At 55.7% G+C, this 21,232-nt stretch carries 20 protein-coding genes and 1 riboswitch; of the genes, 8 read left to right on the forward strand and 12 right to left on the reverse strand.

Annotated features, from left to right (window positions below):
• Positions 1–57: 57 nt before the first annotated feature.
• The 4 genes from JF44_RS0111925 to JF44_RS0111940 form a co-directional block, all read right to left on the reverse strand.
• The gene (locus tag JF44_RS0111925; protein WP_052065823.1) at positions 58–639 is read right to left on the reverse strand and encodes a helix-turn-helix domain-containing protein; all 582 of its coding nucleotides are present in this window, start codon (positions 637–639) and stop codon (positions 58–60) included.
• Positions 640–742: 103 nt separating this feature from the next.
• Positions 743–1,312, reverse strand: coding sequence for a 16S rRNA (guanine(966)-N(2))-methyltransferase RsmD (gene rsmD, locus JF44_RS0111930; RefSeq protein ID WP_033069227.1), 570 nt, complete (start codon positions 1,310–1,312; stop codon positions 743–745).
• Between the two features lie 5 nt (positions 1,313–1,317).
• Positions 1,318–2,604, reverse strand: coding sequence for a pseudouridine synthase (locus JF44_RS19985; RefSeq protein ID WP_052065825.1), 1,287 nt, complete (start codon positions 2,602–2,604; stop codon positions 1,318–1,320).
• Positions 2,601–3,323 carry a gamma-glutamyl-gamma-aminobutyrate hydrolase family protein gene (locus tag JF44_RS0111940; protein WP_033069228.1) on the reverse strand — a complete coding sequence of 241 codons (723 nt, stop codon included), beginning with the start codon at positions 3,321–3,323 and terminating at the stop codon, positions 2,601–2,603. Before JF44_RS0111940 ends, JF44_RS19985 begins: the two co-directional genes overlap by 4 nt.
• Before the next feature lie 277 nt (positions 3,324–3,600).
• On the opposite strand from JF44_RS0111940, the gene JF44_RS0111945 reads away from it, so the two are divergent.
• On the forward strand, positions 3,601–4,053 hold the full coding sequence (locus tag JF44_RS0111945) for a nucleoside deaminase (protein WP_033069229.1): 453 nt from the start codon (positions 3,601–3,603) through the stop codon (positions 4,051–4,053).
• Here JF44_RS0111945 and JF44_RS0111950 read toward each other — a convergent pair.
• A complete protein-coding gene (locus JF44_RS0111950) occupies positions 4,050–5,651 on the reverse strand; it encodes an OpgD/OpgG family glucan biosynthesis protein (protein WP_033069261.1) in 1,602 nt (533 codons plus the stop codon). The genes JF44_RS0111945 and JF44_RS0111950 overlap by 4 nt on opposite strands.
• A gap of 227 nt (positions 5,652–5,878) precedes the next feature.
• Positions 5,879–6,625, reverse strand: a complete 747-nt coding sequence (locus JF44_RS0111955) for an SDR family oxidoreductase (protein WP_033069230.1) — start codon at positions 6,623–6,625, stop codon at positions 5,879–5,881.
• A 170-nt stretch (positions 6,626–6,795) separates the two neighbouring features.
• Here JF44_RS0111955 and JF44_RS0111960 point away from each other — a divergent pair, with 170 nt between their 5' ends.
• From JF44_RS0111960 to JF44_RS0111975, 4 genes are all read left to right on the forward strand, one after another.
• Complete coding sequence (locus JF44_RS0111960) at positions 6,796–7,704, forward strand: AraC family transcriptional regulator (RefSeq protein WP_033069231.1); 909 nt, start codon at positions 6,796–6,798, stop codon at positions 7,702–7,704.
• Between the two features lie 37 nt (positions 7,705–7,741).
• Positions 7,742–7,959: riboswitch (cobalamin riboswitch) on the forward strand.
• Between the two features lie 226 nt (positions 7,960–8,185).
• Positions 8,186–9,217, forward strand: coding sequence for an ABC transporter substrate-binding protein (locus JF44_RS0111965; protein ID WP_052065827.1), 1,032 nt, complete (start codon positions 8,186–8,188; stop codon positions 9,215–9,217).
• Positions 9,214–10,248, forward strand: coding sequence for a FecCD family ABC transporter permease (locus tag JF44_RS0111970; RefSeq protein WP_420340865.1), 1,035 nt, complete (start codon positions 9,214–9,216; stop codon positions 10,246–10,248). Before JF44_RS0111965 ends, JF44_RS0111970 begins: the two co-directional genes overlap by 4 nt.
• Positions 10,245–11,045, forward strand: coding sequence for an ABC transporter ATP-binding protein (locus JF44_RS0111975; protein WP_033069232.1), 801 nt, complete (start codon positions 10,245–10,247; stop codon positions 11,043–11,045). Before JF44_RS0111970 ends, JF44_RS0111975 begins: the two co-directional genes overlap by 4 nt.
• Positions 11,046–11,087: 42 nt before the next feature.
• Here the strand turns inward: JF44_RS0111975 and purD are convergent, their stop codons facing one another.
• The gene (purD, locus tag JF44_RS0111980) at positions 11,088–12,371 is read right to left on the reverse strand and encodes a phosphoribosylamine--glycine ligase (RefSeq protein WP_033069233.1); all 1,284 of its coding nucleotides are present in this window, start codon (positions 12,369–12,371) and stop codon (positions 11,088–11,090) included.
• A 116-nt stretch (positions 12,372–12,487) separates the two neighbouring features.
• Here purD and xseA point away from each other — a divergent pair, with 116 nt between their 5' ends.
• Genes xseA through JF44_RS0111995 form a run of 3 tightly spaced genes read left to right on the forward strand, consistent with a single transcriptional unit; the run spans position 12,488 to position 16,603 of the window.
• Positions 12,488–14,167 (forward strand): exodeoxyribonuclease VII large subunit, encoded by a 1,680-nt coding sequence (gene xseA, locus JF44_RS0111985; protein WP_033069234.1) that lies wholly within the window; start codon positions 12,488–12,490, stop codon positions 14,165–14,167.
• Entirely contained in the window at positions 14,167–15,021 is an 855-nt protein-coding gene (locus tag JF44_RS0111990; RefSeq protein WP_033069235.1) for a M23 family metallopeptidase, read from the forward strand. Before xseA ends, JF44_RS0111990 begins: the two co-directional genes overlap by 1 nt.
• Positions 15,022–15,064: 43 nt before the next feature.
• On the forward strand, positions 15,065–16,603 hold the full coding sequence (locus JF44_RS0111995; RefSeq protein ID WP_033069236.1) for a gamma-glutamyltransferase family protein: 1,539 nt from the start codon (positions 15,065–15,067) through the stop codon (positions 16,601–16,603).
• A 2-nt stretch (positions 16,604–16,605) separates the two neighbouring features.
• Here JF44_RS0111995 and JF44_RS0112000 read toward each other — a convergent pair whose 3' ends face one another.
• The 5 genes from JF44_RS0112000 to JF44_RS0112020 all read right to left on the reverse strand — a co-directional run bounded on the left by JF44_RS0112000 (position 16,606) and on the right by JF44_RS0112020 (position 21,189).
• Entirely contained in the window at positions 16,606–17,199 is a 594-nt protein-coding gene (locus tag JF44_RS0112000) for a hypothetical protein (protein ID WP_033069237.1), read from the reverse strand.
• Between the two features lie 113 nt (positions 17,200–17,312).
• Entirely contained in the window at positions 17,313–18,212 is a 900-nt protein-coding gene (locus JF44_RS0112005; protein WP_033069238.1) for an LpxL/LpxP family acyltransferase, read from the reverse strand.
• On the reverse strand, positions 18,205–19,176 hold the full coding sequence (lpxK, locus tag JF44_RS0112010; protein WP_033069239.1) for a tetraacyldisaccharide 4'-kinase: 972 nt from the start codon (positions 19,174–19,176) through the stop codon (positions 18,205–18,207). Before lpxK ends, JF44_RS0112005 begins: the two co-directional genes overlap by 8 nt.
• Positions 19,169–20,461 (reverse strand): 3-deoxy-D-manno-octulosonic acid transferase, encoded by a 1,293-nt coding sequence (locus JF44_RS0112015; protein WP_033069240.1) that lies wholly within the window; start codon positions 20,459–20,461, stop codon positions 19,169–19,171. Before JF44_RS0112015 ends, lpxK begins: the two co-directional genes overlap by 8 nt.
• Entirely contained in the window at positions 20,458–21,189 is a 732-nt protein-coding gene (locus JF44_RS0112020; RefSeq protein WP_033069241.1) for a lysophospholipid acyltransferase family protein, read from the reverse strand. The genes JF44_RS0112015 and JF44_RS0112020 overlap by 4 nt, the downstream gene beginning before the upstream one ends.
• Positions 21,190–21,232: the final 43 nt, after the last annotated feature.

Genomic DNA, 21,232 nt, shown 5'->3' on the forward strand with positions numbered 1-21,232 from the left:
CCGAAAAGACGCCAAACGTGCCACGTATGAAATATACGCAAGGGCGGAACGCGCTGTTTAAATCTGTTTGGGGGCCTGATCGAAGCCGGTTGTCAGGCGCACCGCCGTGCCATCAGACAGGAAAAACCGTTCCCAAAGGATATAGGTATCCGTGATCCGCATCGGATCACCGTCGCGCCGGGATGTTTCAAATGTCAGGTGATCGGTCTGATCTTCGTGCCAGCCCATGCCATGCAGGCTTTTTTCCGCGGACGCAATTTCCGGGGTGGCAAAGCGCCAAAGCGATGTGCCGATCAGCGCGGTACTATCGCGTTGCCATTCCTGTTCGCGTGGGTTGGATGCACACAGCAAACGATGGGATCTGTCTTCGATCAGGTGCACCCGCTGGGATGAATGTGTCACCAGCCGCTTCACCGCATGATCAAGGCGGAAATTGCGTTTGCGCGTCATCATCTGGCGGATCAGGTCATGTTGCAAGGGGGCGGGATGTTGTGTGCCATTTTCCCAGCGCGACACGGTTGCCTGTGTAACGCCCAGAATATCAGCCAGACGCGATTGTTTGATGTCGCTCGTCCGGCGCCAATGGCGCAACAGGCGGCCAAAATCCTGATCTGGTGCAGTCCGGGGTAGGGCTTTCATCACAACCAACCGTTTCAATGTCGATCAAAACGCTATCACAGTTTTTCTCGATTGGCAGCAGGTCGCAGGTGAATGGCTGCCTTGCGCTTGCGTTGATGTGGCCCTAGGCGTGAAACCGGCCGATATCAATTTGGCATTTGCCATACTTGCGACTGTCGCACAGATCAAACCCATCGAGATCGATTTCCGGATCACGCGGACTGCGTTCGGCAACAATCAATGTGTTGCGATCAATCCATCCCGCCTTGGCAAGGGCAGTGATGCTGATGCCAAGCAGCTCCTTGCCATAGGGCGGGTCAAGAAACACCATGCTTGCCGGTGCGGTTGCACGTGGGGGCTTGGTGGCGTCCGCCCGCTTGGCGCGGGCCTGATCGGCAATACGCAATTTTTCGATGTTTTGTTCAATGATCGCTACGGCCTTGCGATCGGTATCAAAAAACACCGCCTGATCGGCCCCGCGCGAAATGGCTTCAAGGCCAAGCGCGCCGGAACCGGCATAGGCATCAAGGATCACGCCATCATAAAGCGGGTTAAAGTCATCTTCGTACCAGCGCGATGCATGTGACAGGATGCTAAAAAGTGCCTCGCGCACACGATCAAGCGTTGGGCGTGTGTCGCGCCCTTCCGGGGCATTCAAAACCCGGCCACGATGGGTGCCACCGACAATCCGCATACGACTTAGTCCTTTTTACCGCGTGGGCGATTACCCGCCGGTTTGCGGCCCGGGGTGCTGTTGCCCGAATTGCCTGAACGACCGCCGGATTTGCTTGTCTGTTTGCTGGCCGGTTTGTTGCGCACGTCATTAAACCCGCCCGCAGCACGGCCCTTGCCGCCGCGTCCACGACCTTCGGAACTGCGATCATCAGTGCCTGCAGCCTTGCCGCCAGACCCATACCGCCCGCGCCCTTTATTGGTCGGGCGTGCGTCACCGCGTTCTTCGCGCATATCGCGTTCCTGCCGTCCCGAACCGGCGGCCTGTTTGCCACGGCCCCCTGCACGCGGGGCTGCTCCAATGCGCGGTCCTTTGCGTGCTGGTCCGGAACGTGCGTTGCCGTCACGCTTGTCTTCATTCTCGTCGGTTTGGGCATTCGCACCCGGTCCGCCTTGTGGGCGTTTGCGCTGTGCGGGTTGACCAAACACGGTGCGCGGCGCCTTGGGGCGCGATGTGCCGCCACGGGCGACGGATTTCTTTTCGGAAACCTTGGAATAATCGCCCTTAAAGAATGCGGCGAGCTGTTCTTTCATCACCTTGCCGGTGATTTCCTCGCAATCGCCCGGTGCAAGGCTGCCAAGCTGGAACGGACCATAGGACACACGCATCAGTCGCGTGACTGGCCAGCCAAGATGTTCCATGACACGACGGATTTCACGGTTCTTGCCTTCGCGCAGCGTGACCGTCATCCAGGCGTTCGATCCTTTTTGAACGTCAACTTCGGCGTGGATCGATCCGTAATTGATGCCATCAACCGTAACACCGTCTTCAAGCTGTTTAAGCTTTTCTTCCTCGATCCGGCCATGGACGCGCACACGATAACGTCGTGCCCAGCCCGTCGCGGGAAGTTCCAGATAGCGCGCAAGTTCGCCGTCATTGGTCAGCAACAGCAACCCTTCGGAATTCAGATCAAGACGGCCAACCGAAATCACGCGTGGAACGTAACTTGGCAGATGTTCAAACACCGTATCGCGGCCCTGCTCATCGCGGTGGCTGGTGACCAACCCGCGCTTTTTGAACAGACGCCAAAGACGCGGTTTTTCCTTTTCCGGCAATGGTTTGCCATTGACGTAAATTTCGTCTTCATCGGTTACGGTGACAGCCGGGCTATCAAGCACCTTGCCGTTCAGCTTGACCAGCCCTTCGGCGATCATGCGTTCGGCATCGCGCCTGGAACAGACACCGGATCGCGCAATGCGCTTGGCAATGCGTTCGGGTTTGTTATCGTCTGGAGTTTGGGTCTTGTCGCTCATTTGCGGGCCTCGGAAATCAGGGCGTCGAAAATCTTCGCATCGCCCGAACTGATATGAAATTCGGGATGCCACTGGACCCCGAGACAATAACGATATTTCGGATGTTCAATTCCCTCGATCACGCCATCTGGTGCATAGGAATTGATAATCACATCCGGGCCAACCTCGTTTGCCGCCTGATGGTGGGCGGAATTAACCGAAAGCGTTTTGACATCGCCAACAATTTTCGCAAGCAGCGTGTCGGCCTCAACCGTAACATCGTGGCCCGCTTCATCGCGCGGGTTCGGCTGTTCGTGGGCAAGGCAGTTTTCAACAACATCTGGGATATGCTGAATAAGCGATCCACCGAGAATAACGTTCAAAAGTTGCTGACCACCACAAATACCCAAAACCGGCATGTCGCGCTTAAGCGCGCCTTCGGCCATGGCCCATTCAAATTTGGTGCGCCGATCCTTGGTAATAACCGTGTCGTGTTTTTCGGTCGCGCCAAAAAGGCTGGGATCAACATCAAACGCCCCGCCGGTCACAACCAGCCCGTCAATCAGGTCCAAAAGATCAGGCACCAGTTCAACTTCGTGGGGCAGGGGCATGGGAATGCCGCCCGCTTTGGTAACCGCACCGGCATAGTTTTCACGCAGCGCATACCACGGGAATTTGGAATAGCCCCCCGGTTCTTCGGAATCGAGTGTGATACCAATGATCGGCTTGCGCGTGGTCATGACGGGTAAACCCCAGATGCTTGTGACGTGATGGCGAATAAATTCTTGCGGAAACTACCTGTGTAACAGGCTTAGGGCAACGGCATTTCACGCGGACGGTCCATGCGTTCACTGCAGATGATATGCGATCAAGGCCGTAGTGATGCCTTTCGGATCATGGCTTGACCGATCATCTGGTTGGTAGCACTCTGACCCGACACGTCCTAAAACGAAGTAAAAACAAACCCGATAAGACAAGCCGCGTCATTTGTCGCCAACGTCAACGGAATGGAACATCATGAGTGCAGACAGCTATATGGATATGGCCCTTGAAGAAGCCCGTGCCGCAGCACGGCGCGGCGAAGTACCTGTCGGGGCCGTTCTGGTAGATGCTGACACCGGCGAAGTCTTGGCACGCGCTGGTAACCTGACCGAAGAAATGAACGACCCCACGGCACATGCCGAAATTCTTGTCATCCGGGCCGCCGCCGGGGCCAAGGGCGAACCCAGGCTTCCCAATTGCGATCTTTACGTCACACTCGAACCCTGCCCGATGTGCGCAACCGCCATTTCATTTGCCCGCCTCAGGCGGGTTTATTTCGGTGCCTATGACCCCAAGGGCGGGGGGGTTGATCACGGCCCACGCGTGTTTGAAAGCACAAGCTGCCATCACCGCCCGGAAGTTTACGGCGGCATTGGCGAGGTCGAGGCCGCAACCCTTCTCAAGGATTTCTTTGGGTCCTTACGTTAAACCTGCTGCTGGTTGCTGAGGGCTGGCAAATGCTGAAACATCCATGTTTCACTGAGCGGTGCGTCATTGCGTTTCAGGTACATCCGTAAATCCACCGGATCATCGCCGGTGACTTTCAAGTCAAAGGCCGCCCGCCAGATGCGGGTATCCATGATCGGTTCGATTTTGGTGCGCGTGATTTCCCCGCGTGAGGTCGAAACAACGATTTCCGGAAATTCGCCGTATGCCAGCGTCCCCAAAACATCGCCTTCAAACTCGACCGAAAACTTGATTTCGTCCTGTGGCCGGTTCGTGCCCGGCTCCCCGCCGCGGCCCATGCGGGTGGCGGTGGCGGTGGCAAGTTCCTTGACCGGGAACGGGTTATGGGCCTGCCAGTACAGGCGGTATTTGAACTGATAAGAATTGCCAGCCTTGGCGGGGCCGTCGGGCACCCAGAAGGCGGCAATGTTATCGTGAATTTCATCATCGGTCGGGATTTCGATCAGCTGTACCGCGCCGTTTTCCCAGTCGCCTTGCGGTTCGACCCACAGGCTGGGGCGGCGGTGATAGCGCACGCCATCAAGATAGTTTTTCACATCCCGGTCACGCTGCATCAGGCCAAAGCCGCGCGGGGTACGATCGCCAAAGGCCGATGCGCGGATGGTTTCGGGGTTGTTAAGCTGCCGCCAGATGCGTTCTCCGCCGCCGGTCCAAAGTTCAAGCCCGTCGCTGTCATGCACTTCGGGACGCCAGTCAAAGCGGAACGATTTGTTTTGTTCGGAATACCAGAACATGCTGGTCAGTGGCGCGATGCCAAGCCGTTCGATGTCTTTGCGCACAAACAGATGCTTTTCAACATCCATCGTCACCCCTTTGCCGCGATAAAGCAGGAACTTATAGGCCCCCGTGATGCTTGGCCCATCAAGCAGCGCATAGACCGTCACCGGGTCTTCGGGGTTTTTGGCCGGTTTGATAAAGAACTGACGGAAATCAGGGAATTCTTCGGGAATTGAGGTCGCGGTATTGACCGCAATGCCACGTGCAGACAGGCCATATTGGCCTTCATCACCAATGGCGCGGAAATAGGACGCGCCAAGGAACGCGGCCCAGTCCTGGGTTTTCCAGTCATCACGTGCCTGATTTTCATGCAGGCGGAACCCGGCAAAGCCGCTGTTGGCGGGAAGCTGGCGGGCAATGCTGTCTTTTGGCATGTCAAAGTAATCGGGCTTATAGATGACTTCGCGCGCAGTATCGTTTTCAAGCAGATACATGTGCACCGGTTTGGCGAAATACATGCCCAGATGAAAGAACGTCGCCGGATAGGTGCCCGATCCATCGGAAAACGGCGAATGGTCGCGCTTGTAATGCAGCTTGCCGTGGGTGTCGTAATCGATCTTGCCGACAATTTCCGGGTTGGGGGCAACAGGTGGTTCATAGGCCACCTGTGCCATGGCCTTGGCACGGTTGATCAAATCATTGAAATCAAACTTTTGTGCTGTGCCAAGATCAAGTCCGGGGACATCGGCCAAAGCATGTTGATAGATCGACATGCCCGGCAGGATCAAACCGGCAGCGGCAATGGATTTCAAAAAGCGTCTGCGTTCCACAGAAGTCGTCATGTGCATCATGTTCCGATGGTTTCGATTTGTCGCGCAAGCTTACCGACCAGTGTGGAGGTATTCGGGACGAAACATGGCAAATTCAAGGTTGTTTTGACGTGATCTGGTAAAGTGCCCGACGCACAAAAAAGGAACGGCATCGCATTGCGATGCCGTTCCTTGGGCGATGTTCCGGTTGATCCGGGGTGGGGGAGGTTTCAGATCACCCGGCCATCAAAGCAAGATGATTAGAAAGCAGAGGCGGTTGGTCGAACGATCACCTCGTTGACGTCAACATCTTCTGGTTGATCAAGGGCATATAGTACAGCCCGTGCAATGGCATCCGGGCTAAGTGCGATTTGGCGGAATTGGGCTAGAAGCTCCTTGCCCGTCGGATCGGTAATGTCATGACCCAATTCGGTTTCGACCACGCCGGGCGAAATGGTGGTCACTCTGACATTGGTGCTTTCCTGGCGAAGACCTTCGGAAATCGCCCAAACCGCATATTTGGTGCCACAATAGACTGCAGCGCTTGGCGCAACCATGTGTGCAGCGATCGAGGCGGTGTTGATCACATGACCGCCGCCCTGTTGTTCAAACAGAGGCAGAACAGCAGCAATGCCGTTCAGAACGCCACGAATATTGACGTTGATCATGTTGTCCCATTCGTCGGTTTTGAGTTCCGACAAATGGGCAAGTGGCATCACGCCAGCATTATTGAAAATCGCGTCTACGCGGCCAAACAGGTTATGTGCCTGATAGACAAGGCCTTCGACACTGTCTGCCTGGGTCACGTCAACAGCACGTGCCATCGCTGTGCCGCCAGAAGCTTCGATTTCGGTGACAATTTCGTCCAGGCGTTCGGTCCGGCGTGCCGCGAGAACGACTTTTGCTCCCCACTGGGCCAGAAGTTTGGCCGTGGCTTCACCGATGCCGCTACTGGCACCGGTGATAATGATGGTTTTGTTTTCGACGTAATTGACTGGACCCGTCATGACATCCTCCGTTTCGTTTGTGTCATGCGCTTACTGTGTCGGTTAAGGCCGGTTTGCTGAATACACAGAACTCGACATCGATTGCCTATTTCTCCAAATCAGCTTGGTGGTTCTTTTCGGTGGTGTGCGTGCGTGTATATTATGGCCTATGAAATCAAAGGGATTTGGCGATGGATACCTATCAGCGACTATGCGACCTGATTGACAAATACTGCGAGCCGGATGGTTCAGTGCGCACAGATATCGATCCGGTCTGGCTTTATAGAACCAGTTCACCAAGCCTGAAGGTTCCAACGATCTACAAGCCGTGCCTGTGCCTGATTGTATCGGGTACCAAGGAAGTCACGCTGGGACACGAAGTGTTTTGCTATCAACCTGGGCAGCTTTTGGCCGCCTCGGTTGATTTGCCGATTGTCGGGCATGTGACCAAGGCCAGTTCCGAAATACCCTATCGCAGTTTGTCGCTTGATCTTGATCCACAGATATTAAGCGAGCTGGTCACCAGCATGAATATGGACATCGCAACAGACGACGAAAGCACACGCGGACTGTTTGTCGAACAAACCTCAGCGGAACTTGTGAATGCCGTTTTGCGGGTGGTTGAATTGATTGAACATCCCCAGGAAATACCGGTGATGTTGCCGCTTCTGATGCGCGAAGTGCATTATCGATTGCTGCAAACCGGCAAAGGCGCGCTGATAGCGCGTCTTGCAATGGGGGGCAGCAACATGCAGCGTATTTCCACCGTCCTGCAGGTAATAAAGAATAATTTCGAAAAGCCGCTTCGCGTTGAAGAGCTTGCCCGCCACGTCAATATGAGTCCGTCATCCTTCCATCATCACTTCAAGCAGGTCACTGCCATGAGCCCGCTGCAATATCAAAAACGGTTACGCTTGACGGCAGCACGTCAAATCATGCTGGCCGAAATGAAGGATGCTGCCAGTGCGGCCTATGCAGTGGGCTATGAAAGCACATCGCAGTTTAGCCGCGAATACGCCCGAATGTTTGGGGCACCACCCATGCGTGATGTGACCTCGATCCTCACGACGTCAAACGCTGCCATGCCCACAGGCATTTAGAGTCTGCGTATTTTGTTGACGCTTTTGGGTGCCTTGTGACATCAACAATACCGTCGGTATCCGAAATTCGGATAAAGGGAATTCGACGTGATGTGTCTTGGGTTCTTACCTTGACAGATCACCAACCGAAGCTGCCCCCGCAACTGTAGGCGGAGAGCATTTTTTCCAATCAGTACCACTGGGATTATTCCCGGGAAGGTCAGGAAAATGCCGTGACCCGTGAGCCAGGAGACCTGCCGACACAAACACGACGGACCGGGCGGGGTGCCCCGGAGGATGTCGGTGCGTGTCATGCAATACACAGTTTGAAAGAAATGCAATCTGTGTGCCGGTTCTGACATTTCCCGCCATTTTTCAGCACACTCGCCAGTCCCTTGACGGTAGAAACATTGATGTTATGTTATAACATAACATCAATAAGGTGATATGTTTTTGACGGACGGCGAGCCCGTCGGTCGGCATATCCGCGAAAGGGTACAACGTGATCAATTTGACAAAACAGAACCTTGCAGTCGGGGTGTTTGCTGCGGGGTTGGTGTCTTTTGCGCAAGGCGCACAGGCAACGGATTATCCACTGACAATCGAAAACTGCGGACGCAGCGTGACCTTTGATCAGGCACCGGAGCGGGTTGTTTCACTGGGACAAAGCAATACCGAAATTTTATATATGCTGGGCCTTGCGGATCGGGTGGTTGGGACGGCCGTCTGGTTTAATCCGGTGGCGGAAAAATTCCGCGATGCCAATGCCAAAATTCCGCGCCTTGCCGATAATGATCCAAGTTTTGAAAGTGTCCTGGGCCAGAAACCCGATCTTGTGACCAATCAGTATCAATGGCATGTCGGGCCAAATGGGGCAGTTGGCACCATTTCGCAGTTTTCCGAACTATCCATCCCGGTTTACACCGCACCGGCCGATTGTGTTGGTAAGGACAACACGACGGGCGGCGACGGCACCCGGCTTGATGCCTTTTCCATGGATCTGATTTATCAAACCATCACCGAAATGGCGCAGATTTTTGATGTCGAAGACCGGGGTGAAAAACTGGTTGCGGACCTTAAGGCGCGCGAAGACGTGGCACGTGCGCGTGTCAAAAACGTTGATGGCAGCGGCATCAGCGCACTGTTTTGGTTCTCAAGTGCCGAGATCGATGTTGATCCATTTGTTGCCGGGCAAAAGGGCGCACCAGCCTATATCGCCAATGCGCTTGGTGTCACCAACGTTATCAAAAGCGATGATGAATGGCCCAAGGTCGGCTGGGAAACCATTGCACGGTCCAACCCCGATATCATTGCGATTGGCAAAATGGAACGCCGCCGGTTCCCAGCTGATGACTGGGAAATGAAAGTCAGGTTCCTGAAATCCGATCCGGTAACCAGCCAAATGGCCGCTGTGCGCAATGACCGGATTGTCGTGCTTGATGCGATGTCGATGAACCCGACCATTCGGACCATCGACGGGATCGAAAAACTGGCAGACGCCGTTACCCGTTTTCAGGCGAGCAACAGCAATTGATCAGCACCCTTTCATCCATGATCGGGCTTCGGACCAGCGCGGTGCTTTCTGCGCTGGTCCTGCTGACCCTTGCATTGGCCTTTGCTGCAACAATCGGCGAAACATCAATCCCGGTCAAAACGGTATTTGATACCATCGCCAATCATCTTTGGAATGCCGGGCACGCCGTTGACCCGATTGATGCCGGGATCATTTGGAACTATCGGCTAAGCCGGGCGGTGGTGGCGGCATCCTGTGGTGCGGCATTGGCCCTTTCGGGGGCTGTGTTACAGGCGCTTTTGCGCAATTCACTTGCCGATCCCTATTTGCTGGGTATTTCTGCGGGCGCATCCACCGGTGCTGTCAGTGTTGCCATTCTTGGTGTGGGTGCGGGGATGCTGGGGCTTTCACTTGGGGCCTTTATCGGGTCGGTTGTGGCATTTGCCTTTGTTGCCTTGCTGTCGCTTCAGGCCGGGCGGGGGACAGGTGCGATCATTCTGGCCGGGATTGCCGGTGCGCAGCTTTTTAACGCCGTGACGTCCTTTATCGTGACCAAATCGGCCAGCGCCGAAGAAGCCCGCGGGATCATGTTCTGGTTGCTGGGTAATCTAAGCGGGGTGCGCTGGCCCGATGCGGGATTGGCATTGCCGATCACGCTTTTGGGACTGATCGTATGTCTTTGGCATGCGCGCGCCCTTGATGCCTTTACCTTTGGCCGCGATTCTGCGGCATCCCTTGGCGTGCCGGTTCGCCGGGTCTATGTGATTTTGATCGGGGTATCTGCCCTGATGACAGCGGTGATGGTCAGCATCGTCGGATCCATCGGCTTTGTCGGGCTTGTCATTCCGCATGCGGCGCGGTTATTTGTCGGCACCCGGCACGGGCTTTTATTGCCCCTCTCGGCCGTGATCGGTGCGCTGTTTCTTGTCGGTGCGGATGTGGTGTCGCGTGTCATCGTGCCGGGGCAAGTCCTGCCCATCGGGGTGATCACTGCCCTGATCGGGGCGCCGTCATTTGCGCTTATCCTCTGTCATGGAAGGGTTCTGAGATGACGTTGGAATTACGCGATGTCGGCTGGTCTGTTGGGTTCAAAAAGATTGTTCAGGATGTCTCGCTTCGGGTTGAGCCGGGCGAATTTTTGGGATTGATCGGCCCGAACGGATCGGGAAAAACCAGTTTGATGTCGGTTTTGGCCGGACTTCGCCCGCCAACAATTGGCACCGCCCTGCTTGACGGGCAACCGATGAAAAGGGTGGGGCGACGCACATTGGCGGGCCGGATCGGTTTTGTTGAACAACAGGCCGATACCATTGATCGCATCACCGTGCGCGAGGCCGTTTCACTTGGGCGTACACCTTACCTGAGCTTGCTTTCGCCCTGGTCTGCGGGGGATGACGCGATTGTCGCGGATGCGCTGGATCGTGTAGCGATGGGCGATATGGCCGATCGGATGTGGCAGACCCTATCGGGTGGGGAAAAACAGCGCGTGCATATTGCCCGTGCCTTGGCGCAACAGCCTGATTTCCTGTTGCTGGATGAACCGACAAACCATCTTGATATCCGCCATCAACTGGGCTTGTTAGAGCTGGTTCATAGCTTGCCGTTGACGGTGGTGGCGGCCTTGCATGATCTTAATCACGCGGCCCAGTTCTGCGACCGGATTGCAATGATGGATGGCGGGCGGTTGATTGCCATCGGCACACCGACGGAAATCCTGACGGTCGATAATCTGCACAGGGTGTTTGGGGTGAATGCCGATATCGAACATGGGCTTGATGGGCGGTGCCACATTCGGTATCGCGTCGGGGTGGATGTTAGCGTTGCCGATAAAAAAGACCGGGTCGCGTAACCCGGTCTTTTAAAACACTGCCTTGGCTTGATGCCGATAGGCTTATTTCTGTTCGCGGGCAACCGCACGCCAGCCGATATCACGGCGACAAAAACCGCCTTGCCAGTCAATCGCATCCACCGCTTCATAGGCGCGTTTCTGGGTTTCGGTCACGGTTGCGCCGCGTGCGGTCACGCCCAACACGCGTCCACCGGTGGCAAGCAATTTGTCGCCATCCATTTTCGTGCCGGCATGCAGGACTTTGACCTTGTCCATGGCATCGGCGGCGGCGACATTTTTGATCTCGGTGCCTTTTTCATAGGACCCCGGATATCCCTTGGCGGCCATCACCACGACCATGGCGGTTTCGTCATGCCATTCGGGTTTGACGGTATCAAGCGTGCCTGTTGCCGCGCCATCAAGGATATCAAGCACATCTGATTTCAGACGAGTCATCAGAACCTGACATTCCGGGTCGCCAAACCGAATGTTATATTCGATCAGTTTCGGATTGCCCGCATCGTCAATCATCAGACCGGCAAACAGTACCCCCTTGAACGGATGGCCTTCATCGGCCATGCCTTTGACGGTCGGGATGATGATCTGATCCATGACCTTGGCTTCGACCGCGTCGGTAAAGACCGGGGCCGGGGAATAGGCGCCCATACCACCGGTATTCGGGCCGGTATCACCTTCGCCAACAGCCTTGTGGTCCTGGGCCGCGACCAGCGGAATAACGTTTTTGCCATCGCACACCGCAAAAAATGAGGCTTCCTCACCTTTTAGGAATTCTTCAATGACGATTTCTGCACCGGCATCGCCGAACTTGCCGCCCACCATGCATTCGTCAATCGCGGCAAAGGCTTCGTCATTTGTCATACAAATGGTGACACCCTTGCCCGCAGCAAGGCCATCGGTCTTGACCACGATCGGCGCGCCCTGTTTTTCAACAAAGGCCTTGGCGTCTTTGGGTTCGGTGAAACGCCCATAGGCGGCTGTCGGCACGCCGAACTTTGCGACCATATCCTTCATAAAGCCCTTGGAACCCTCAAGCTGGGCTGCAGCCTTGGAACAGCCGAATGATTTGATGCCCTCAGAGTCCAGCGCATCAACAAGACCGGCCACCAGCGGGGCTTCGGGGCCAACAACAACCAGATCAACCGCGTTGTCCCTGGCAAATTTCACCAGACCATCAATATCGCCATCGGAAATCGCGACGCATTCGGCTGAGTCCGCGATCCCGGCATTGCCCGGTGCGCACCACAGTTTGGAAATGCGCGAGCTGCGCGCAATTGCCCAGCATAATGCGTGTTCACGTCCGCCGCCGCCAACGACCAGAACCTTCATGACTTTATCCTTCGACTTGTCCGATTGCTTGATGGTCCAGGCGCGATGAACTAGGCTTGTCTCCAAGTTCGCCACGCCCTGTATTTAAAGCGGGCTTTTAGCATAAAGTACCCTTGATGACGCAAGATTTGTTCGACCCATATGCCCCGGTTCCCGAAACGCCTGTAAAATCTGGCAATACGCCGGAATTTTCAGTTTCCGACCTGTCCAATGCGCTTAAAAGAACGGTCGAGGATGCCTTTTCCTTTGTTCGGGTGCGCGGCGAAATTTCCGGGTTCAAACGCGCTGCCAGCGGGCATATGTATCTTGCGCTTAAGGACGACAAGGCGGTGATTGATGGCGTGTGCTGGCGCGGGCAGGCGGGCAAGCTTGGCCTTGTGCCCGAAGACGGTATGGAAGTCATTGTTACCGGGCGGCTGACCACATTTCCGGGGCGTTCGAAATATCAGATCGTGATTGAAACGATGAAAGTCGCGGGCGAAGGGGCGCTTTTAAAACTTCTGGAAGAACGTAAAAAGAAACTTGCCACTGAAGGCCTGTTTGATCCCGAGCGCAAAAAGCCGATCCCGTTCCTGCCCGATGTCATTGGCATCGTCACATCGCCCACCGGGGCCGTGATCCGCGATATCATGCATCGCCTGCGTGATCGTTTTCCGCGTCGGGTGTTGTTGTGGCCAGTCCTTGTGCAGGGGCAGGGGGCGGCCGATCAGGTGGCCGAAGCCGTGCGCGGTTTTAATGATCTTTTGCCCTATGGCCAGATTCCCCGCCCGGATGTTTTGATTGTTGCGCGCGGTGGCGGATCGCTTGAAGATTTATGGTCGTTTAACGAAGAAGTCGTCGCCCGTGCAGTGGCGGAGTCCGACATTCCGGTGATTTCGGCGGTTGGGCATGAAACCGACACCACTCTGATTGATTTTGTGTCGGATTTGCGTGCACCCACCCCGACGGGTGCGGCGGAAAAGGCCGTGCCGGTGCGCATCGATTTGATCGGCCAGATCGAAGAAGGTGGACATCGTCTGGCGCAAGCTGTTCGGCGTTTGGGCGTTGAAAAGAAAACCGCACTTGAAAGTCTGGCCCGTGGGCTGGGTGATCCCAAACGGATGTTGGAGGAACGCAGCCAGACGCTTGATAACTGGGCAGACCGTTTGCCGCGCGCGACCATCAATGTCACGCAACAGGCGCGTGCGCGGTTGAACGAAGCTAGTGCACGACTGGTCAGCCCGCGTGAACAGCTTTCGGAAAAACGTGGACGTCTGGAAAACGCAGCACTTCGTTTGGATGGGGCGATGAAATCCGCCCTTCAGATGCAGCAATCGCGTCTGGATCGTGCCGGGGCCGGTTTGCGCCCAAGCGACGCCAAACGCGATATCGCACGCGCAGATAAAGAGATTAATGATCTGGCAACCCGTATGGCATCGGCGGTTAAAAACGTGCTGAACCGCGAAGCCGAAGGGCTGGCGCGCTATGACCGGCTTTTGGAAAGCTATTCTTATCGCAATGTGCTTAAACGCGGCTTTGCTGTCGTGCGCGACGATGTGGGCAATCTGATCGAAGACACAGCCGATATTGTTGCCGGGCAGGGATATGACCTTGAAATGCGTGATGGTGTCACCCGAGTGACGGCGGGGACAGACGGCACGGCCAAGGCGTTGGAAAAGGACGATGATAGCGCTACCATCGTCGCCGAAACCCAACAGGTTACTGCGCCCGCGTCAGCAAAACCAAGTAAGCCAAAACCGGCAAAAAAGAAAAACCCGCGTCCCAAGGACGATGACAGGCAAGGGAGCCTTTTGTAATGCGTTTGGCGATCACAAGCATTTTGGCGGCAACGGGTTTATTGGCCGCAAGTCTTTCTGGGCAGGCGGCCGAGCCGACCTATGAGGGGCAGTTTGTTCAGGGCGGGATTGTGTTCGGGCAAACCGATGCCGGGGCCAAGGTGATGCTTGATGATGTCGCGATTGATACCATTGCCCCGGATGGTCGTTTTATCCTGGGCTTTCCGCGTGATTACGAAGGGCCGGCGAATGTTTCGATCAAGCATGCCGATGGCAGCGTCGAGGAATTTACCTATGACATTGGTGATCGCGCATTCAACATCCAGCGGATTGATGGTCTGGCGCCGAAAATGGTGACACCGGACCCGGATGTGATCAGCCGCATTCAGGATGATTCGCGTCAGGCCCGCGAAGCCCGCAAAGAACGGTTCACCGAGAATTTCCTGCAAAGCGGTTTTGTCTGGCCAGCCTTGGGGACAATTACCGGCGTTTATGGTTCTCAGCGTATCCTGAACGGTGAACCCCGTGCGCCGCATTGGGGGATTGATATCGCGGTGCCGACGGGAACGCCGGTCATTGCCCCGGCAGACGGGATCGTGACGCTGGCGCATCCGGATATGTATTTTTCGGGGGCGACGCTTTTCATTGATCATGGTCTTGGTGTTGTGTCGGCCTTTTTGCATCTTTCAGAAATTGATGTGAAAATTGGCGACGTTGTGCGTCAGGGCGATGTGATCGCCAAGGTGGGATCGTCGGGCAGATCAACCGGCCCGCATCTTGACTGGCGGGTCAATGTTGGAACGGCACGTATTGATGCCCAACTTCTGGTGCCACCAATGCAAGAGGCCCAAAAGGCAGCACGTGCGGGGAATTAGGCCCTTGGCCTGAACGGTGCGAAATGGACGGGAAAGGCATGCCATGAAAACCCACGGAGCCGTTGCCGCAGGACATGACATCACTGCACAGGCGGCTGCCCGTGTGTTGGACGAAGGCGGCAATGCCTTTGACGCGGTGATTGCCGCGATGTGGGCGGCCTGCGTTGCCGAACCGGTTTTGGCTTCCCTTGGTGGTGGCGGGTTTGTGATGGCGCGCCCTGCTGGTGCGCCGCCCCGGTTATATGATTTCTTTGTTGAAACCCCGCTGACAAAACGATCGCGCGAAAACCTTGAATTTGAAAGCCGCCTTGCGACCTTTGCTGGCGGTGTCACACAGGAATTTCACGGCGGTTACGGATCGGCTGCGACCCCGGGCGTCGTCGCAGGCCTGTTTAAGGTCCATGATGATTTGGCAAAATTGCCCATGGCGCAACTGGCAGAACCGGCCATCACGGCTGCACGTGATGGTGTTAAGCTTGATGGGTTTCAGCGCTATGTCATGGGGATTGTTGAACCCCTTTTGGCGTTTTCCACTGAGAGCCGAAAGGTCTTTGGCAAGGCGGGCAAGACCGGCGAAGATAGCTTTCAGCTTTTGGATGAAGGCACGGTTCACCGGCAACCCGATCTTGCTGAAAGTATCGAATATCTGGTTCGAAGCGGCGCTGACGGGTTTTATCACGGTGATCTGGGGCAGGCGCTGATTGGGGCATGCAAGGAATATGGCGGTTATCTGCGTGCACAGGATTTGGCCGATTACCGTGTTTTGCTGCGCGATCCGCTGCTGGTCTCCGGGCGCAAGGGACGGTTTGTCCTAAACGCACCGCCGGCATCTGGCGGGGTTCTGGTTGGTTTCGGGTTGAAACTTGCACGTGACATGGCGTTGGGCAGCTTTGGATCGGAACGCCATCTTGAAGCCGTTTCACGCATCATTCACGCCACCGGTCTTGTGCGTGGTGCGCATGGGGCAAGTTCGGCCATTCTGGCCGATGAACTGTGTGAACGCTATCGTCTGATGATTGGGGAACGTCCGCTTAGCCAGCAGGGAACAACGCATATTTCGGTTGTCGATCAGGATGGCAACCTTGCCGCAGCGACGATTTCAAACGGGTCATCTTCGGGGCGGATCGTGCCGCAAACCGGCATCATGATGAACAACATGCTGGGTGAAGCCGATCTTGCGCCCGATGGATTTCATAACTGGCCCTGTGGTGTGCGGATGACATCAATGATGACACCCGCCCTGTATCTGGGCGATGACGGGGCATCGGTGGCACTTGGTTCAGGCGGGTCGAACCGTATCCGGTCGACCATGCTTCAGGTGTTACTCAATATCGATGCGTTCGACATGACCCTGCATGGGGCGGTTTGTGCACCGCGCATGCATGTCGAAGATGATCTTTTGTCCGTTGAACCGGGCTTTGATCAGGCATTGCTGAATCGCCTCAGCCTTGAAAATCAGCATCGTTGGGAAGATGAAGACATGTTCTTTGGCGGGGTACATGCCGCCAAGGTCAGCGCAGATGGCAAGACATTTTCGGCCGTTGGCGATACCCGGCGCAATGGGCATCAGATGATTGGCTGATTTTATCGGAACCGCTGAATGACCAGAAAGATCATCGAAAAAATCGTAATCAGGATGATGGCGACAGTCGCAATCAACAAGGCCTGTTTGGTGCGCAGTTCATAGGCCTGTTTGCGTTCGACATAAATTATCACATCGCGGCGCAACTGATCCATTTCCGGGGCAACATCAAGACTGGTGAGATACAGCTTTGCTCCTGCACGCGCCAGAAGGTCGTTGGTTCTGTTCATTTCCTTGGTAAACAGGGCAAACCGTTCTTCGGTATCAGACAGATCCCCAAGAAGGTTTTCATCTTCCGGGCCTGCGTTGGAAATGGTGATGGTTGTCTTGGTCAGACTGTTGGCATCAGTCGCGACACATTCAGACAAGGTTTTTCTGGGGGCATCGGATTCGCATTCAACCGGGCGATTGCCAAATTCTTCAAGCGCACGCCGGAGATGTTCTTTTAACTGCTGATCAAGCTGCGATATCTGCAACCGGATATCGCGCGCTGTTTCCCTGATTGTTACGTCATCCTGATCAAGTGCCAGTGTTGGCCAGGCGACAAAAATCGACCCGCCAAGGATTAGGCACAAGATGATCAAAAGACGGCGCAATTAAAATAAGCTCCGATGAAATGGCGGGGCTCAGGACCCTGAAAAACACGAACTGCGAGTGTGGGCAAACAGGGTTCTTATTCGGTTAACTTAGCGGAAAAATCCGGATTGGCTTAATTGGGCCAGCGCCGATGCACCCAGAGCCACTGTTCGGGGCGTTCGCGGATCCAGTCTTCCATGGTCGCGTTCACTTTTGTCATGATCGCAAGAATGTCCGCATTGCGGTTGCCCGTTTGCGGGACGGCAAGTGGCGGATAAAACGTCATGCGGAAATGTGCGCCGTTAAGGCGTTCGACACGAACCGGCACAATCGGCGCATCATATTTGATGGCAAATTGTGCCAGTGCGGGGGCCGTCATCGCATCCCGACCAAAGAACGGTACGGCAATGCCATCGGCCATCTTCTGATCGACCAGCATACAGGCGTGGCCGCCCTGTTTCATGAAGCGGGTCAGCTTGCGGGCACCATCAGGGCCCTTTTTGACCAATTGCCCCCGAAAGGTTTTGCGCGCACGCATGAACAGGTTGTCGACCCACGGGTTATCTGGCGCGCGATAGACGCTCATCATGTCCATCTCAAGCACTGTGGCGATGCACATGCTGACTTCCCAATTGCCGATATGACCGGTAAAGAACAAGCCTGCCTTATCGTCATCCTTTGATGCCAGACCGTGTTCTGCGCCGACAATTTCTATGCGTGGGCCACCGGGTTTAAGCTTGTGCAGATGGGGAATTTCGCCGGCTGATCGCCCAAGGTTTTCCCACATGCCGGTGATGATGTTTTCGATCTCATCGGCAGATTTTTCGGGAAAGGCGCGTACAAGGTTGTTGCGGGCCTTCTTGGATTGACCAACTTTGGGACCGATGGTGCGCAGAAGCCACCCACCGAAATTCGATGCCATGTCGATGGGCATTGCGGCAAACATCCAATAAGCCAGATACGCCCCAAACCCCTGAAGCGGGTGAGAGATGTATTTCTGACGCATCTTGTAAAGGGTGCTGTTCTTATCCATCGGCAAGTACTGAGGTCACAATTCTGGAAAGCTGTTCGGGGTCTTCAAACATCAGTCGAATGTTCAGACTGCTTATGCCGGTCCGGCTTTCCGATGGCAAGCGCATCCAGTCTTTTTGTGTGGTAACCAGCATTGCATTTTGGCGCGTGGCTTCTGTGCGCAGCGCAGAAATTTCGTGATCGGTAAAGGGATGATGATCGGCGAAGTCACGCGTAAGGACAACGTTGGCGCCAACCTGTTTCAAACTGTCGTAAAACTTTGCCGGGCGGCCAATCCCGGCAAAGGCAACGATCTTGCGATCCTTGAAATCAGCGCCGTTCACAGGCGTCACATGGGCGCGTAGAACCGGCACAGAAGCAGGCAGGTCGTTGATGAAATCTGGTGTTTGATCCCCAACCAGGATAATTGCGTGCACTTTTTCCAAACCACGCAGCAGCGGTTCGCGCATCGGTCCTGCGGGCATTACGCGCCCATTACCAATGCCATAGGCACTGTCGACGACAGCAAAGCTGCAATCCTTGATCAGGGACGGGTTCTGTAAACCGTCATCAAGAATGATGGCGTTGGCACCAGCGTTACGGGCGGCTTCCGCCCCCAGGGAGCGCATCCGCGAAATCCATGCCGGACCTTCTTGGGCAAGCAACAATGGCTCATCACCGACCTTGTCGGCGTGATCCTTGACTGGATCAACCTGATGGGGGCCTGTGATCGATCCCCCGTAGCCGCGACTGACGAAATGCGGGGTGCGCCCAAGGCGCGTGAGCAGATCAAACAATGCAATGGCCGTCGGTGTCTTGCCGGCCCCACCCACGGTAAAGTTGCCAACACAAAATACCGGACAACCGGGATGACGTGCGGTGGTCGTTGCGGTGCGAATGCATGCGCCTGCACGCCAAACCGCTGAAAGCGGGCTTAGGAGCTTTGCCGCAATGCCGTCTTTTTGCCAGAAGTCGGGATCACGCATGATCCACCTCTTTGATGCCTTTTTCACGCATTATCGGGCGCAGTGCATCAAGTGTACGCTCAAGGACTTCGGCTTTGGAGTTGGCATAGCCAAGTGCGGCTTCGGCAAGGTTTTTGACTGTTTCGGGATCGTGCAACAGGGCGTTGACCTGCCGTGTCAGGTCATCGGCATCAGATGCGGGGCGGCAGGCACCGGCTGCCAGCATTTCGCGGCTGATGGTTGCAAAGTTGCTCATATCCGGGCCATGCAGGATGGCACATCCAAGCCGGGCTGGTTCCAGCGGGTTTTGCCCGCCCTTGGCAGACAGGCTTTTGCCGATAAAACATACCGGGGCCAGACGGTAAAACAGGCCCAACTCACCCATGGTATCGGCCAGATAGATATCGGTTTGGGCCGTGATCAGGTGTGCGCGACTGCGACGTGATACTTCAAGGCCCTGTGCGATCAGGCTGGCTTCAATGTCATCGGCGCGATCAGGGTGACGGGGCACGATAATGGTCAAAAGGCCGGGATGTTCGGGAGCCAGTTTCTTGTGCGTGTCCCCGGCAATGCGTTCTTCGCCGTCAAAGGTACTTGATGCCAGCCAAACAGGGCGGTTACCGATCTGTTCTTGCAGTGTTGCCAAATCAGTCGCATCGGCAGGAAGCGGCGGGGCTGCAAATTTCAGGTTTCCGACCGCAGTGACCGACGTGCCGCCAAGGCTTTCGAACCGTTCACTTTCATCGCTGCTTTGGGTCAGGATGATATCAAAAGCAGAAATCACCGGACGGATAAACGATGGATACCTCGAATAGCCCTTGAAGCTTTTTTCCGAAATTCGTCCGTTAAGCAGCGCAAGCCTTGTGCCGGCCTTATTGGCCTTTGTCAGAAGGTTGGGCCAGAAATCGCTTTCAAGCCACAATGCCAAATCCGGTTTCCAGTGGTGGAGAAACCGTGCGACACAAACCTGCCGGTCAATCGGCACAAACTGGTGAATGACGCCGTCGGGAAGACGGGCGTGCATCAGTGTGGCGGATGTGACAGTTCCCGTCGTCATCAGGATGGAAACGTCCAAGTAACGTTTACGGATTTCCTCAATTACCGGCAATGCCGAAAGGGATTCACCGACACTGGCACCATGTATCCAGATCAGATGCCCTTTGGGGCGTGGGGCCCCGGGATGACCAAACCGTTCGCCAATGCGGCCCGCATCTTCCTTGCCGCGCTTTTTGCGCCGGTTAAGATATAAATGCAATGCCGGGCCAAGCAGGCGGGTCGCCGCGCGATAGGCGTAAAACAGGCTCATTTGCCAGTTTCCCCCGCAGCGATGGCGGATCGTTTTTGTTTGGGTTTTTCGTCCGGGCCTGCCGGTGGGATGACCTCAAGGCCAAGGCTGCGGTCTGTTTCCTGGGTAAGCTTGGTCAGGGCATTTTCAAGTTCGATCCGCTTGGCTTCAAGGCCTGCGTCGTCAATCTTGCGCTCAACAAACACCGGGTCGCCCCAGTGGAAGACCCCACGCGAAAACGGCAGCGGCAGGACGAAACGGTCCCAACTGCCAAGGACCTTGCGGTTTGACGCGGAATAGGTCAGCGGAAAGATCGGCACACCGGCCATGCGGGCAGCCTGAATAACCCCGTCAGATGCCCGCATCCGCGGACCACGCGGACCATCCGGGGTCATGCCGACAACTTCGCCCGCCTTAAGCGCCTTGATGATCTGACGCAGGGCGGCGGCCCCGCCTTTGCCCTTGCCGGTCGAACCGGCGATTGTCTTGATGCCGAAATGGGCGATGGTGCGTGAAATAATCTCGCCATCGCGGTGGGCGGAAATCAGCATGTTGAACGGACGGTCCCCGCCAACAGAACGCCAAGTATAGGGCATCATCAGCAAACGTTGATGCCAGAACACAACGATGAACGGTTTGCCTTCTGTCAGGTAGTGTGCGGGATGGTCGCCGCCTTCGGTCTGCCAGCGCCCGGTCGCACGGATCAGCCGGACATAACCGGCCGCAAGCCCGGACAAGGTACCGCGCATTATACTGCTTTTGATAATCCGTTTATGCCACTGCACGCCCGAT

This window comes from Thalassospira australica (assembly GCF_000763295.1).
Taxonomy (GTDB): Bacteria; Pseudomonadota; Alphaproteobacteria; order Rhodospirillales; family Thalassospiraceae; genus Thalassospira; species Thalassospira australica.

Excerpts from the sequence above, each read along its gene's own strand:
- JF44_RS0111925 (WP_052065823.1), bottom strand. The coding sequence starts at position 639 with ATGAAAGCCCTACCCCGGACTGCACCAGATCAGGATTTTGGCCGCCTG.
- rsmD (WP_033069227.1), bottom strand. The coding sequence starts at position 1,312 with ATGCGGATTGTCGGTGGCACCCATCGTGGCCGGGTTTTGAATGCCCCG.
- JF44_RS19985 (WP_052065825.1), bottom strand. The coding sequence starts at position 2,604 with ATGAGCGACAAGACCCAAACTCCAGACGATAACAAACCCGAACGCATT.
- JF44_RS0111940 (WP_033069228.1), bottom strand. The coding sequence starts at position 3,323 with ATGACCACGCGCAAGCCGATCATTGGTATCACACTCGATTCCGAAGAA.
- JF44_RS0111945 (WP_033069229.1), top strand. The coding sequence starts at position 3,601 with ATGAGTGCAGACAGCTATATGGATATGGCCCTTGAAGAAGCCCGTGCC.
- JF44_RS0111950 (WP_033069261.1), bottom strand. The coding sequence starts at position 5,651 with ATGACGACTTCTGTGGAACGCAGACGCTTTTTGAAATCCATTGCCGCT.
- JF44_RS0111955 (WP_033069230.1), bottom strand. The coding sequence starts at position 6,625 with ATGACGGGTCCAGTCAATTACGTCGAAAACAAAACCATCATTATCACC.
- JF44_RS0111960 (WP_033069231.1), top strand. The coding sequence starts at position 6,796 with ATGGATACCTATCAGCGACTATGCGACCTGATTGACAAATACTGCGAG.
- JF44_RS0111975 (WP_033069232.1), top strand. The coding sequence starts at position 10,245 with ATGACGTTGGAATTACGCGATGTCGGCTGGTCTGTTGGGTTCAAAAAG.
- purD (WP_033069233.1), bottom strand. The coding sequence starts at position 12,371 with ATGAAGGTTCTGGTCGTTGGCGGCGGCGGACGTGAACACGCATTATGC.
- xseA (WP_033069234.1), top strand. The coding sequence starts at position 12,488 with ATGACGCAAGATTTGTTCGACCCATATGCCCCGGTTCCCGAAACGCCT.
- JF44_RS0111990 (WP_033069235.1), top strand. The coding sequence starts at position 14,167 with ATGCGTTTGGCGATCACAAGCATTTTGGCGGCAACGGGTTTATTGGCC.
- JF44_RS0111995 (WP_033069236.1), top strand. The coding sequence starts at position 15,065 with ATGAAAACCCACGGAGCCGTTGCCGCAGGACATGACATCACTGCACAG.
- JF44_RS0112005 (WP_033069238.1), bottom strand. The coding sequence starts at position 18,212 with ATGGATAAGAACAGCACCCTTTACAAGATGCGTCAGAAATACATCTCT.
- lpxK (WP_033069239.1), bottom strand. The coding sequence starts at position 19,176 with ATGCGTGATCCCGACTTCTGGCAAAAAGACGGCATTGCGGCAAAGCTC.
- JF44_RS0112015 (WP_033069240.1), bottom strand. The coding sequence starts at position 20,461 with ATGAGCCTGTTTTACGCCTATCGCGCGGCGACCCGCCTGCTTGGCCCG.
- JF44_RS0112020 (WP_033069241.1), bottom strand. The coding sequence starts at position 21,189 with ATGCGCGGTACCTTGTCCGGGCTTGCGGCCGGTTATGTCCGGCTGATC.